Annotated in this window: 5 protein-coding genes and 1 riboswitch; all 5 genes read left to right on the top strand. The window is 64.3% G+C overall.

Annotated elements, in window-relative coordinates; genetic code table 11:
* Window positions 1-344: 344 nt before the first annotated feature.
* The 5 genes from NTD89_RS24995 (at window position 345) to NTD89_RS24975 (ending at window position 14,724) form a co-directional block, all read left to right on the top strand.
* Window positions 345-6,614: a non-ribosomal peptide synthetase gene (locus NTD89_RS24995; RefSeq protein ID WP_262210247.1), complete on the top strand. Its 6,270-nt coding sequence runs from the start codon at window positions 345-347 to the stop codon at window positions 6,612-6,614.
* Between the two features lie 999 nt (window positions 6,615-7,613).
* A riboswitch (cobalamin riboswitch) is annotated at window positions 7,614-7,818 on the top strand.
* 92 nt (window positions 7,819-7,910) lie between these two features.
* The gene (cobW, locus tag NTD89_RS24990; protein ID WP_315975621.1) at window positions 7,911-8,978 is read left to right on the top strand and encodes a cobalamin biosynthesis protein CobW; all 1,068 of its coding nucleotides are present in this window, start codon (window positions 7,911-7,913) and stop codon (window positions 8,976-8,978) included.
* A 3-nt stretch (window positions 8,979-8,981) separates the two neighbouring features.
* Entirely contained in the window at window positions 8,982-12,743 is a 3,762-nt protein-coding gene (gene cobN / locus NTD89_RS24985; protein WP_262210245.1) for a cobaltochelatase subunit CobN, read from the top strand.
* A gap of 326 nt (window positions 12,744-13,069) precedes the next feature.
* A complete protein-coding gene (locus tag NTD89_RS24980) occupies window positions 13,070-14,068 on the top strand; it encodes an ATP-binding protein (protein WP_262210243.1) in 999 nt (332 codons plus the stop codon).
* Between the two features lie 53 nt (window positions 14,069-14,121).
* A complete protein-coding gene (locus NTD89_RS24975; protein WP_145164675.1) occupies window positions 14,122-14,724 on the top strand; it encodes a vWA domain-containing protein in 603 nt (200 codons plus the stop codon).
* Window positions 14,725-14,773: the final 49 nt, after the last annotated feature.

Raw genomic sequence — 14,773 nt, 5'->3', positions numbered from 1 at the left:
ACAACCTGCCATAAAAACCACGTCATTAATTCGACGTTTCTGACAGCTCATTCCGCCCACGAAAAACCGCCTATGCTTTTTAGATTTAATTAACGTGCTGATTTATATGAAAAATATGTTTATTTAAAAAATTCTTTTAAGCATTGGTAGCGGCCACAAATAGCCAATTTCCTACAAGCGTTTAATCGATTCAGCAATGAACCCTCAGTCAAGGCCGTTTTGCGCCTTTGTGGTGTCCGGGTTTCGGGTGACAGACAGGCCCGAACCCCCATGCTCAAATCCGGCAATTTCGGCGAAATGGGCCCTCGCGCGGCCAGTGCCTGACCTCCCATGAGAAGGATCTTATGACGCATCTCAACCGCCAGCCGGCCTGCTTCCCCCTCACCGCTGCCCAACAAGACATTTGGCTCGACCAACTGCGTGTGGGCGACTCACCGCTGTACAACATCGGCGGCTATGTCGATTTCGCCGGGCCGGTGGTCCCCGATTTGATCCAGCGCGCCGTCGAGCGGCTGGTGGCCAAACACGATGCATTGCGCACCCAGCTGCATAGCGACGACCAGGGCCTGCCTCGGCAAACCTTCGTCCCTGCGATGGCCGTGGAAGTGGGCCAGTACGATTACTCTGCGCTGCCCGACCCGCAGGCCGCGACCCAGGCATTGATGCAGGCGCAAATGGCCCGCCCGTATGCCATGAGCGGTGAACCGTTGTTTCGGTTTTTCCTGGTCAAACTCGACGATGATCACTACCGCCTGGGAACCCAGGCTCACCACCTGATCCTCGACGGCTGGGGCTTTGGCCAGATGCTGCAATCCCTGGCGCGGCTGTACAGCGACCTGGAGCAAGGTCGGCAACCGGAGCCACTGGCGCCGTCCTATATCGACTTTATCGACACCGACCAGCGCTACTTGCAATCGGCGCGTTATGCCCGTGACCGTGCCTATTGGCTGGACAAATACCAGGTGCTGCCCGCGCCGCTGTTGACGCCTCGGCACAACGCGCAGGCGCCGAGCAATACGCTGGTGCAAGCGTTTCCGGTGGCGCTGCTCAACCGCATGGAACAAGTGGCCAACCGTTATCAGGCCTCGGCCTTTCATGTGTTGCTGGCGGCGATGTACGTGTATTTCACCCGCACCAGCCAACGCGATGAGTGGGTAGTGGGGGTGCCGATTCTCAACCGCTCCAACGCGCGTTTTCGGTCTACCGTGGGTTTGTTCACCCAGGTGAGTGCGGTGCGTTTTCAGTTCAGCGAGCAGTTGCCATTCAGCGCCTTGGTGCGTGGCATACGTGACCAGCTCAAGCAGGATTTCCGCCATCAACGCTTCCCCTTGAGCGAGATGAACCGTGAGCTGGGTCTGCGGCGTACAGATCGCGGCCAGTTGTTCGACCTGTCGGTGTCCTTCGAGCAGGACGACCACGACCTGCGTTACGGTCAGGTCCAGGCCCGCGCGGTCAAGGTTTCCAACCATCATGAGCCGCTGCCGATTGCCATCCACCTGCGCAGCAACCGTTACCAGGACACCGCGTGCCTGCATTGTGTGTACAACGAGGCGTATTTCCAGCACGACGACGTGAAAGCGATGGCGCAGCGCTTTACCTGGCTGCTGGAACAGGGCCTGGAAGACACCGTGCTGAGCGTGGCTGAGTTGTCGCTGGTCACGCCGGCCGAACAGGCCCAATTGCTGCGTTGGAATGCCACCGCACAACCCGCCACCGAACCGCAAACCCTGCACGCGCGCATAGAGGCGCAGGCCGCACGCACGCCGCAGGCCATCGCGGCGGTGCACCAGGGCCAGCAGATGACTTACGCCCAGCTCGATCAACAGGCCAATGCGCTGGCCTGGCAGTTGCTCGAACACGGCGTGCAGTTGGACGATCGCGTGGCGATTGTGGCCCGGCGTGGCCTCGACACCCTGGTGGGGTTGTTGGCGATCCTCAAATCCGGCGCCTGTTATGTCCCCGTGGACCCGGCCCATCCTGCCGAACGCCTGAACTACCTGTTGCACGACAGTGCGCCCGTGGCGGTGCTGACCCAGCAGGATTTGCTGCATCGCCTGCCTTTGCTGGACGTGCCGGTCATCCGCCTGGAGCACCCGGCCGTGCACCTGGGCGACAGTCCGCGAGTCGCCGTCGCGCCGTCGAACCTGGCCTACGTGATTTACACCTCCGGCTCCACCGGGCAGCCCAAGGGCGTAATGGTCGAGCACCATACGGTGGCGAACCTGGTGGACTGGCATTGCCGGGCGTTCGACCTGCGCGCCGGCAGCCACACGGCCAGCGTGGCCGGCTTCGGGTTTGATGCAATGGCCTGGGAAGTCTGGCCCGCGCTGTGTGTGGGCGCGACGCTGCACCTGCCGCCGGCACAGGATGACGCGCAGGACATCGATGCATTGCTCAACTGGTGGCGCGCGCAGCCGTTGCAGGTGTGCTTTTTGCCGACGCCGGTGGCCGAGTACGCCTTCAGTCAGCGCCTGGAACACCCTACATTGCGTACATTGCTGATCGGCGGCGACCGGCTGCGCTCGTTCAGCCGAACGCAGACTTTCGAGGTGATCAACAACTACGGGCCCACCGAAGCCACGGTGGTCGCCACCTCCGGGCGTGTCGAAGTGGGCCGGCCGCTGCATATCGGCGCACCGGTCGCCAACGCCTGCGTTTACTTGCTTGATGAGCAGCAACGCGCGGTGCCCATCGGTGTGGCGGGGGAGTTGTACGTCGGCGGCAAGGGCGTGGCGCGCGGTTATCTCAACCGTCCGGAACTGACTGCCGAACGCTTTCTCGATGACCCCTTCAGCAACGGCCGGATGTACCGCACTGGCGACCTGGCCCGTTGGCTGCCCGACGGCAATCTCGAGTACCTGGGCCGCAATGACGATCAGGTGAAAATCCGCGGCGTGCGTATCGAGCTTGGGGAAATCGAATCCGCGCTGGCCACGCACCCGGCCGTGATGGAAGCCGCGGTGCTGTTCCGTGAGGGGCAATTGCTGGCGTGGTATGTCGAACGCGCCAGCGTCACTGTCGAATCGCTGCGTGCCCATTTGCAAGCCTCGTTGCCTGACTACATGTTGCCGGCGGCCTACGTGAAGCTGGAGGCTTTCCCGCTCACCGCCAACGGCAAGCTCGACCGCAAGGCTTTGCCGGCGCCCACACAGGCGGCTTTTGTGACGCGGTTGTTTGAGGCGCCACGCGAGGGCGTGGAAACCACCCTGGCGCAGATCTGGACGCAGTTGCTGCACGTGCAACAGGTAGGGCGCCATGATCATTTCTTCGAGCTGGGCGGGCACTCGCTGCTGGCGGTGCAACTGGTGCAACGCATGCGTGATGCCGGGTTGCGCGCCGACGTGCAGGTGTTGTTCGGCCAGCCCACCCTGGCAGCGTTGGCGGCGGCCAGTGCCGGCAGCGACAGACAGGTGCCGGCTAACCGCATCCCGTCGGGTTGCACGCACATCACGCCAGACATGCTCGCGCTGGCCGAACTGGATCAGCCCGGCATTGATCGCATCGTCGCCGGCATTCCGGGAGGGGCGGCCAATGTGCAGGAAATCTACCCGCTGGCGCCGTTGCAGGAAGGCTTGCTTTACCACCACCTCACCGACGAACGCGATCCCTATCAGCAACATGCGCTGTTCAGTTTCGCCAGTCGCGCGCAGCTCGACGCGTTTGCCCAGGCGTTGCAACAGGTGATCAACCGTCACGATATCCTGCGTACCAGCCTGGCTTGGGATGCCCTGGAACAGCCCATGCAAGTGGTGTGGCGCAACGCGCAATTGCGGGTTCAACCCCTGCGCGAACAGCATCAGCCGCTGGACTTGCGCCTGGCGCCGCTGATGGCCCTGGATTACGCCGAAGAGCCGCATAACCGGCGCTGGGTGGCCAAGCTACGTTTCCATCACTTGGTCAACGACGCCACCTCGACCACCGTGCTGGTGGACGAAATCCGCGCGCACCTGCTTGGGGAGCAGGCGCAACTGCCTGTGCCGGTGCCGTATCGCAATGTGGTTGCACAGACCCGGGCGCCGGAACGACAGGCCGCCCACGAGGCGTTCTTCCGCGAGCGCCTGGCGGATGTCGACGAGCCGACCCTGGCGTTCGGCTTGCAGGAGCGGCAGGCGGACCGCGCTGAAATCGAGGAGTCCGAACAGCCCCTCGGCGACGCGCTCAACCAACGCCTGCGGGCCCAGGCGCGTGCCCTTGGCGTCAGCGCTGCCAGCCTGTTTCATCTGGCTTGGGCGCACGTGCTCAGCCGTGTCGCGGGCCGCGATGACGTGGTGTTCGGCACCGTGCTGCTCGGCCGTTTGCAAGCCGGCGAGGGCGCCGATCGCGCGTTGGGCATGTTCATCAATACCTTGCCGTTGCGCGTGTCCCTGGCCGGGCAAACCGTGCTCGATGCGCTCAACGACACCCACACCCAGCTCAGCGCCTTGTTGGCCCATGAACAGGCCTCGCTCGCCTTGGCCCAGCGTTGCAGCAGTGCGTCGCCGCTGTTCAACAGCCTGCTCAACTACCGTCATACCGATGCTGACCCACAGTTGAACCTGGTGCCGGGCATTGCGTTGCTCAGCAGTGAAGACATCCTCAGTTACCCGTTGATGCTCACCGTTGACGACGTTGCCAGCGGCTTTCGGCTCAAGGCCAAGGCGCCGCGCAAGATCGGTGCCCAGCGGCTGTTGGCATACCTCGACACGACGCTGCATGGCTTGGCCGACGCACTCGAACACGCACCGGCCACGCCATTGCGCACGGTGCCGGTGCTGCCTGCCAGCGAGCTGCACCGGCTGTTGGTGGACCTCAACGCCACCGAAATCGACTACCCCGAAACCCTTACCGTGCAGGCGCTGTTTGAAGCCCACGCGCGGCACATTCCTCATGCCATCGCGGTACAGGCCGGCGAGCGGCAACTGACCTACCGCGAGCTCAATGAGCGCGCGAATCAGCTGGCCTTCCACCTGCGTGAACGCGGGGTTGAGCCGGATTCGCGGGTGGCGCTGTGTGTCGAGCGCGGGCTGGACCTGGTGGTGGGTTTGCTGGCGATTCTCAAGGCGGGTGGCGCCTATGTGCCGCTCGACCCGGGCTATCCGCGCGAGCGCCTGGCCTACATGCTCAACGACAGCCAACCGGTGGCCCTGCTGGTGCACGCCGCCACCCGCGACTTGCCGGGCGCGGTGTCTGTCCCGGTGATCGACTTTGACCAGAACGCCTGGAGCCATGCGCCCAGCGGCAATCCGTCGGTGCCCGGCTTGAGCGTCGCCAACCTGGCCTACGTGATGTACACCTCGGGTTCCACCGGCACGCCCAAAGGCGTGATGATCGAACATCGCGGCCTGGGCAACCTGATGCACTGGGGCTCCCGGCTGTGCCCGAATACCGAAGGCGGCGCGTTGCTGCAACGTGCGCCGTTCAGCTTCGACGGCTCAGTGTGGGAGCTGTTCTGGCCGCTGGCCAACGGCATGCGCCTGGTACTTGCACGGCCCGACGGCCACCGTGAACCGGCCTATTTGGCACAGGTGATTCGCGAGCAGCAGATCACGGTGATCAAGTTCGTGCCGGCGATGTTGCAGCAGTTTCTCGAGCTGGAAGAGTCGGCATTGTGCACCAGCCTCACCGACGTGCTCTGCGGCGGTGGCGAACTCACCGAAGCCCTGGCCCGTGGCGTGCAGGCGCGCTTGCCCAAGGTGCGTTTGCATAACGTCTACGGGCCCACCGAAGCCACGGTGGACAGCAGCGCGTGGACGTTGGAACCCGGCGATCCGGTGCCGGCCTTGCAGCTGCCGATTGGCCGTGCGATCAACAACACGCGCCTGTATGTGCTGGACGAACACGATGCGCCGGTGCCGATGGGCGTCAGCGGCCAGCTGCATATCGGCGGCGTTGGCGTAGCCCGGGGTTATCTGGGGCTGGAGCAGATGACCGCCGAGCGCTTTATCGACAGCCCGTTCGTGGCGGGTGACCGGCTGTACCGCACGGGCGATCTGGTGCGGTACTTGCCGGACGGTAATCTGGAATTTCTGGGGCGCAATGACTTTCAGGTCAAGCTGCGCGGTGTGCGTCTGGAGCTGGGGGAGATCGAGTCACGCCTGGCGGCGCATCCGGCGCTGCGCGAGGTGGCGGTGCTGATTCGCGATGAGCGGCTGGTGGCCTACTTCACCCTGCGCGCTCAGGCGCCGAGCCTGGAGGCCTTGCGGGCCTATGTGCTGGAGCAATTGCCGGAGTACATGGTGCCGGCGGCTTTTGTGCAGCTTGAGGTATTGCCGCTTAATCCCGCCGGTAAGCTTGACCGCAAGGCGCTGCCTGAGCCGGGGCTGGAGGCGGTGGTCAGCCGTGCGTATGAAGCGCCGGTGGGTGAGGTGGAAACCTTGATGGCGGGGATTTGGGCGCAGGTCTTGAAGCTGGAGCGGGTAGGGCGGCATGACCATTTCTTCGAGCTGGGCGGGCATTCGTTGCTGGCGGTGAGTTTGGTGGCGCGTATGCGCAAGGCGGGGTTGGATGTGGATGCGCGGACGTTGTTCAGTCAGCCGACTTTGGCGCAGCTTGCAGCGTGCACTGCGACACGGGTGGAGTGTGTGGATGTTGTGCAGACGGCTATTCCGCAGCTTGGGCGGCGTCGGCGGATTTGAGGGGTGGTTTTTTTTTGGGGGGGGGAGTACATATCCGTTGCTGCGGTAACGGCGGCTGGCGGTTCCGCTCTTACAGCGGGTCACTTTTGGCAAACGCCCCAAAAGTAACCAAAAGGTCTTTGCCCCACCACTCGGCACCTCGCTTAGGCTCGGTGTGCCCGAACGCAGGCTTGAATCCGTGGGCCGCCGCGACGGGCCATCCATGGCCCAACACGGCTAACCCGGCGTCCTGCCGGGTTACCCACGGATTCAAGCCTGCGTTCGGCCAGCGTGGTTGACGGGGCCTGTCAGATCACAAGCAAGATCAAAAGCAGAGCACGGCGGCCTGAAAGCCGACCTGAGTGGTAGAAGCAAAAGCGGATCAAAAGCACAGCGACACATGATCCATCTGATCCACTGAGATCCAAATTGTGGGAGCGGGCTTGCCCGCTCCCACAATTTGACCGAGTTCAACTGCCAGCACCGCATTGCTTTGCTTTTCTGTGGGAGCTGGCTTGCCTGCGATGCAGGCACCTCGGTGTGTCAGGCATAACCAGTTGATGCCATCGCAGGCAAGCCAGCTCCCACATTTGATTGAGTTCAGGTTCCAGAATCAGGTCGGCTGTCAGGCCGCCTCGCTTCCGCTTTTGATCTAACCACTCAGGTCGGCTACTAGGCCGCCGTGCTTTTGCTTTTGATCTTGATCTTGATCTTAGGCGCCCCGTTAAACCACGCTGGCCTCACGCAGGTTTTGGAGCGTGGGTAAACCGGCAGGACGCCGGTTTAGCCGTGTTGGGCCATGGATGGCCCATCGCGGCGGCCCACGCTCCAAAGCCTGCGTGAGGGCACACCGAGCCTAGGCGAGGTGCCGAGTGGTGGGGCAAGAGCCTTTTGGTTACTTTTGGGCTCTTTTCAAAAGTGACCCGCTGTAAGAGCGGAACCCATAGCCGCCCTCACCGCAGCAACGGATATGCACACCATCCACCCAACCCCATCATTGACCATCCCCCACGCACTGCGTAGCCTTGGCACCCTCGAGGTTCTTCGGCCCACGCCGAAGCTAAGAAGGGAACGCGGTCCAAGCCGCGGCTGCCCCCGCAACTGTAAAGGGTTCAACTGACTGCCACGCCACTGCCCTTAACCAAGGCGGGAAGGCGCAGCCAGCGCCGGTCGCAAGACCCGCAAGCCCCAAGCCAGGAGACCTGCCTCGTAACCGATTTTCTACTTCAACCGGGCGGGGTGATCCGGTGACGAAATCCGCTCCTGCGCGCCGCCGCAGGGCCTATCGTCCCGTATGCCCGCCCCAAAGGGCATCCGATGAAAACACTGGCCAAACTCCCCGTCACCATCGTTACCGGCTTTCTCGGCTCGGGCAAAACCACCTTGCTGCGCCACATGCTCGACAACGCCCAGGGCCGTCGCATCGCCGTGATCGTCAACGAGTTCGGCGAGTTGGGCATCGACGGTGAAATCCTCAAACAGTGCTCCATCGGTTGCACCGAAGAAGAAGCCAACGGCCGCGTCTACGAACTGGCCAACGGCTGCCTGTGCTGCACCGTGCAGGAAGAATTCTTCCCGGTCATGCGCGAACTGGTCGCCCGTCGCGGCGACCTCGACCACATCCTCATCGAAACCTCCGGCCTGGCCCTGCCAAAACCGCTGGTGCAGGCCTTCCAGTGGCCGGAAATCCGCAGCGCCTGCACGGTTGACGCCGTGATCACCGTGGTCGACAGCCCGGCCGTGGCCGCCGGCACCTTCGCCGCGTTCCCGGACCAGGTCGACGCCCAGCGCAAACTCGACCCGAACCTGGACCACGAGTCGCCACTGCACGAGCTGTTCGCCGACCAACTGGCCAGCGCCGACCTGGTGATCCTCAACAAATCCGACCTGATCAGCCCTGACGACCTGGCCCGCGTGCGCCTGGAAGTCGCCGAAGAGCTGCCGCCCGCGGTGAAAATCGTCGAAGCCAGCAGCGGTCGCCTGCCACTGGACGTGCTGATTGGCCTGGGCGCCGGCTCCGAAGAACACATCGACGGCCGCCACAGTCACCACGATCATCACCACGACGGTGAAGACGACCATGACCACGATCACGACGCCTTCGACTCCATCTCCATCGACCTGCCGCAAGCCGACGAAGCGCTGCTGCTCGACGCCCTGACCCAGCTGGTGGTGCAACACGGCATCCTGCGCGTCAAAGGTTTTGCGGCAATCCCGAACAAGCCGATGCGTCTGTTGATTCAGGGCGTGGGCACGCGTTTTGACAAACACTTCGACCGCGCCTGGGGCGCCGACGAAGCGCGCATCACGCGCCTGGTGCTGATCGGCCAGGAACTGGATGCGGCGGGCCTCGAAGCGCAACTGCGCGCCGCCCTCAGCGTTTAACCCATGCACCTGCTCAGGACCCAGCCCGGTGGTTTCGTCTCGGACGACAATATTGCCGACTTAGGCCAAACCCCCGCTGAACTGGTGATCCTGTGCAGCGGCGATTCCAGCCTGGCGCTGCTGGCCGAAGCGGCTCAGCAGTTGCCCGACGACTACCCCAGCGTTCGCCTGGCCAACCCGATGCAGGTGCAAAACCATGCCTCGGTCGACCTTTACGTCGATGAGGTGCTGCGCCACGCCAAGGTCATACTGATTTCGCTGCACGGCGGCATCGGTTATTGGCGCTACGGCATCGAACGCCTGGTGGAGCTGGCCGAGCGCGGCGTGCAACTGATCCTGGTGCCGGGTGATGATCGCCCAGACCCGGAACTCAGCGGCTTGAGCACGGTAGGCGCTGAAGCGCGTGATCGCCTCTGGCACTTCCTGCGCCAGGGCGGCCTGGGCAATGCGCTGGATTTCTATCGCTGCCTGGCGAGCAGCTACCTGGGCCGCGACTACGCCTGGGCCGAGCCGCAAACCCTGCCGCGCACCGCGATTTATCACCCGCACAAAGCCAACGCTCGCCTCAATGATTGGCTGGCGGACTGGCAGGCCGATTTTCCGGTGGCGGCGGTGCTGTTCTACCGCTCGCATTTGCAGGCGGCCAATACCGGTTTTATCGACGTGTTCTGCCAGCGTTTGCAGGCGGCGGGCCTCAACCCGTTGCCGATGGCGGTGGCCAGTTTGAAAGAGCCCGGCTGCCTTAACGTGGTCGAGGACTTGCTGGATGAAGTGCAAGCGGCGGTGATTCTGAACACCACAGGCTTTGCCCAATCCAGCCCCGAAGCGCCGCACCTGCGCCCGTTTCGTCGCAATGTTCCGGTGATCCAGGCGATTTGCGCCCAGGACAACCAGCCCGGCTGGGAGGCCAGCGAACAAGGCCTCGGCCCGCGCGACCTGGCCATGCACATCGCTTTGCCGGAGCTGGACGGGCGCATCATCAGCCGGCCGATCAGCTTCAAGGACCTGGCCTGGCGCAGCGAGCGCAGCCAGTCCGACGTGGTGTGCTACCGCGCCGCGCCCGAACGCATGGATTTTGTCGCCGAACTGGCGCGGCGCTGGGTTGAACTGGCGCGGGTGCCGAATGCGCAAAAGCGTATCGCGCTGATCCTCGCCAACTACCCGACCCGTGACGGCCGCATCGGCAATGGCGTGGGGCTGGACACGCCGGCAGCAGCGCTGAACATCCTGCGCGCGCTGCACGCCGAAGGTTACCCGGTGCCGAGTGAGTTGCCCGACAGCGGCACCGCGCTGATCCATGAACTGCTCGGCGGCGTCACCAATGACCTCGACAGCCTCGACCTGCGCCCGTGTCATCAAAGCCTGGGACTGGACGACTACGAGGCGATGTTCAAGCGCTTGCCCGAGGCCAATCGCCAAGCGGTCATGGAGCGCTGGGGCACGCCGCACAACGACCCGATGTGCCGCGACGGCCGCATAATGATCGCCGGCCTGCGCCTGGGCCAGACCTTCGTCGGCATCCAGCCCGCGCGCGGCTATCAGGTCGACCACAGCGCGGTGTACCACGACCCGGACCTGGTGCCGCCGCACGGCTACCTGGCGTTTTACTTCTGGTTGCGCCACACCTACGGCGCCCACGGCGTGATCCACGTCGGCAAGCACGGCAACCTCGAATGGCTGCCGGGCAAAGGTGTGGGGCTGTCGGAAAATTGCTGGCCCGATGCGCTGCTGGGGCCGTTGCCGAACATCTACCCGTTTATCGTCAACGACCCGGGCGAGGGCGCCCAGGCCAAGCGCCGCACCCAGGCGGTGATCATCGACCACCTGATGCCGCCGCTGACCCGCGCCGAAACCTACGGCCCGTTGCGCAACCTTGAGCTGTTGGCGGACGAGTACTACGAGGCGCAATTGCTCGACCCGCGCCGCGCCCTCGAGCTGCAAAAAGACATCCTCAAGCTGGTGCGCGAAACCCGTATCGACCAGGAACTTGAGCTGGATAACGACGCCGACGCGGCGGTCTGGCTGCCGCGCCTGGACACCTACCTGTGTGACTTGAAGGAGTCGCAGATCCGCGACGGCCTGCATATCTTTGGCGAGTCGCCCGACGGCCGCTTGCGCATCGACACCTTGTTGGCCTTGCTGCGCATCCCGCGCGGCGATGGCCGTGGCCCGCAATCGAGTTTGCTGCGCGTGTTGGCCAAGGCCTTTGAGCTGGGCTTTGACCCGCTCGATTGCGCCCTGGCCGAGCCCTGGACCGGGCGCCGACCCGAGGTCTTGCAAAAGATCGATCAGCAGCTGTGGCGCACCGCCGGTGATACCCGCGAGCGCCTGGAGTTGTACGCCGCGCGTTTGATCGAGCAAGCACTGGAAGGGCCGCTTGAGCAGCTTGAAGAGCCCGGCTGGGAAGACGTGAAGTCGGTCATCGAGAGCCTGCGCATCGTCGTCGCGCCACGCCTGGATGCCTGCGGGCCGGCGGAAATGCGCGGCTTGCTGGATGCCTTGAGCGGTCGCTTCGTACCGGCCGGCCCGAGCGGCGCGCCGAGCCGTGGACGCCTGGACGTGCTGCCCACCGGGCGCAACTTCTTCAGCGTGGATGTGCGCAACCTGCCCACCACCACGGCCTGGCGCATCGGCTTCCAGTCCGCCAACCTGATCCTTGAACGGCACCTGCAGGACCACGGCGATCATCTGCGCCAACTCGGCCTGTCGGTATGGGGCACCGCGACCATGCGCACCGGCGGCGACGATATCGCCCAGGCCATGGCGCTGATGGGTGTGCGCCCGGTCTGGGCCACGGGCAGCCAGCGCGTGGATGACTTTGAAATCCTGCCGATCAGCCTGCTGGACCGTCCGCGCGTTGACGTAACGCTGCGCGTGTCCGGGTTCTTCCGTGATGCCTTCGCCAACCTGATCCGCCTGTTCGACGCCGCGGTGCAGGCGGTGGCGGCGCTGGATGAGCCGGATGACATGAACCCGCTGGCGGCCAAGGTGCGCAGCGAACGTGAGGCACTGCTCAGCGCCGGCCTGGATGAGAGCGCCGCTGCAAAACAAGCCGGCTGGCGCATCTTCGGCGCCAAGCCGGGGGCTTATGGCGCTGGCGTCCAAGGTGCGATTGACGCGCGGCTGTGGCAGAGCCGCGAGGATTTGGCCGAGGTCTACTTGAACTGGGGCGGCTACGCCTACGGTGGTTCCGATGAAGGCACCGCCGCCCGCGAACAGTTCGCCCAGCGCCTGAGCCAGGTGCAGGCGGTCCTGCAAAACCAGGACAACCGCGAGCACGACCTGCTCGATTCCAATGACTACTACCAATTCCAGGGTGGCATGCTCGCCGCCGTGGAAACCCTGAGCGGTGACAAGGCCGCCAGTTACCATGGCGACCACAGCCAGCCGGACTTGCCGAAGATCCGCACCTTGAAGGAAGAGCTGAACCGGGTGATCCGTGCCCGCGCCGCCAACCCCAAGTGGATCGAAGGCGTGAAGCGCCATGGCTATAAAGGCGCGTTCGAAATGGCCGCGACGGTGGACAACCTGTTCGCCTTCGATGCCACCACGGCGCTGATCGATGATCACCAATACGCGTTGCTTGCCGACGCTTACCTGCTTGACGCTGACACCCGAGCCTTCGTGCAGCAGCACAACCCTGACGCGTTGCGCGACATGACCGAACGCATGCTCGAAGCCCAGCAACGCGGCCTGTGGCAAGAGCCCGGCGCATACCGCGAGGCGTTGGAAAACCTGTTGCTGGATATAGAAGAAGACAGCTAGCGTACGAGCCCCGACTGTCGCGGCGAGCAGAATTGTTGTGGCGAGCAAACGTGTGGCAAGCGGGCTTGGGGCAAGCGGGCTGGTTGTGGCGAGCGGGCTTGCCCTGCGTTGGGTCGCGAAGCGGCCCCAAAACCGCACACCCGGTTCTTCCAGGAAAACCGCGTTGGCTGTATTAGGGCTGCTTCGCAGCCCAACGCGGGGCAAGCCCGCTCGCCACAACAAGCCCGCTCGCCACAACAAGCCCGTTCGCCACAACGAGCGGTAGACACGACCAGCCCGGCCACCTCAGGGGATTGCCTGTGCCGCAGAATTTAACGAGAACATGCATGACCGACATTCCACATTTCCCGCTGTCCGCCGTGGTCGGCGCCGATGAACTGAAACTGGCGCTGTGCCTGACCGCCATCGACCCGAAAATCGGCGGCGTGCTGATCGAAGGCCCGCGTGGCATGGCCAAGTCGACCCTGGCGCGTGGTCTGGCGGACCTGCTCGCCAGCGGCCAGTTCGTCACCCTGCCGTTGGGCGCTACCGAAGAACGCCTGGTCGGCACGCTGGACCTGGACGCCGTATTGGGCGAAGGCCGCGCGCAGTTTTCCCCTGGCGTACTGGCCAAGGCCGATGGCGGCGTGCTGTACGTCGATGAAGTCAATTTGCTCGCCGATCACCTGGTGGACCTGCTGCTGGACGTCGCCGCCAGCGGCACCAACCTGATCGAGCGCGATGGCATCTCGCATCGCCATTCAGCGCGCTTCGTGCTGATCGGCACCATGAACCCGGAGGAGGGCGAGTTGCGCCCGCAACTGCTCGACCGTTTCGGCTTCAACGTGGCCTTGAGCGGGCAAACCCTGCCCGCCGAGCGTGGGCAAATCATTCGTCGGCGCCTGGATTTCGACAGCGACCCCGCCGCATTCTGCGCCCAATGGGCCGAGCAGCAAGGCGCCTTGCGTGAGCGCTGCACCCAGGCGCGGGCGCGGCTCGACAGCATCGAGCTGGATGACCAGTCTCTGGCGCAGATCACCGAGCGCTGTTTCGTCGCCGGTGTCGATGGCTTGCGCGCGGACCTGGTGTGGTTGCGCGGCGCACGCGCCCATGCCGCCTGGCGTGGCGCGACCGCCATCGCCGAGCAAGACATCGAAGCCGTGGCCGAATTTGCCTTGCGCCATCGGCGGCAAGAGCAATCCCCACCGGCGAGCCCGCCCAATCAAGGCCAGGCGCCCAAACCTTCCGATTCTTCACCCGGCCAGGGCCAGTGGGGCGACATGCCCGCGCCAGCCTTGCCCACGGGCGCACGCCGGGAAGTACCTGCCTGGCCAAAAAAGCCTTAGGCATTCGCCCTCGTCCTGACGCGGGGGCGGATGCCCGGCCCAAGGCGGGGCGACTGGAAAAAGGCAGGCACGGCAAGGCGCGCAGTGCAAAACACGGCACGATTAACTGGCCGGGCACCTTGCTCGGCGGGCGGCCGCACGGCCGTGAGGATCTGCGCTACCACCTGCGCACCCGCGCGGCCCACGAGTTGTGGCTGGTGATCGTCGATGCCTCGGCCTCCACGCGGCGCCATGGTGCGTTGACCGACGCCAAAGGCCTGCTCGCGCAGCTGTTCGACGATGCCTACCGCCAACGCGCACGCATGGCGTTACTCACGGCCAGCGGCCAGTCGCCCACCTGGCAAGTGCAGGGTTTGAAGGCCGCCAAAGGCTTGACCGGATGGCTGGCGCAACTCGGCGCCGGCGGCGGCACGCCGTTGCTGGCGGCGCTCTCTGAAGCGGGGCAGTGGCTGCAGGCGCGACGCCAGCGTTACCCCGCCGAGCGACAGCGTCTGCTGGTGATCACCGATGGCCGGCTCAAGGATATTGCCGGTTTGCCAGCGCTCGATTGCCCGGGGCTGCTGGTGGATATCGAGCGCGGTCCGATCACACTCGGGCGAGCAGCACAGCTGGCGTTGGCGTTGAATCTGGACTATCGGCACATCGACAGTCTGTAGCGTTAATAAACTGAACTCTGCGCGATTTGCACTTGTCCCCGCTTCCCAT

Source organism: Pseudomonas sp. 14P_5.3_Bac1 (assembly GCF_025466135.1).
GTDB lineage: Bacteria > Pseudomonadota > Gammaproteobacteria > Pseudomonadales > Pseudomonadaceae > Aquipseudomonas.
Note: the sequence above shows the minus strand (reverse complement) of the source record. Positions and strands in the feature narration are given on the sequence as shown.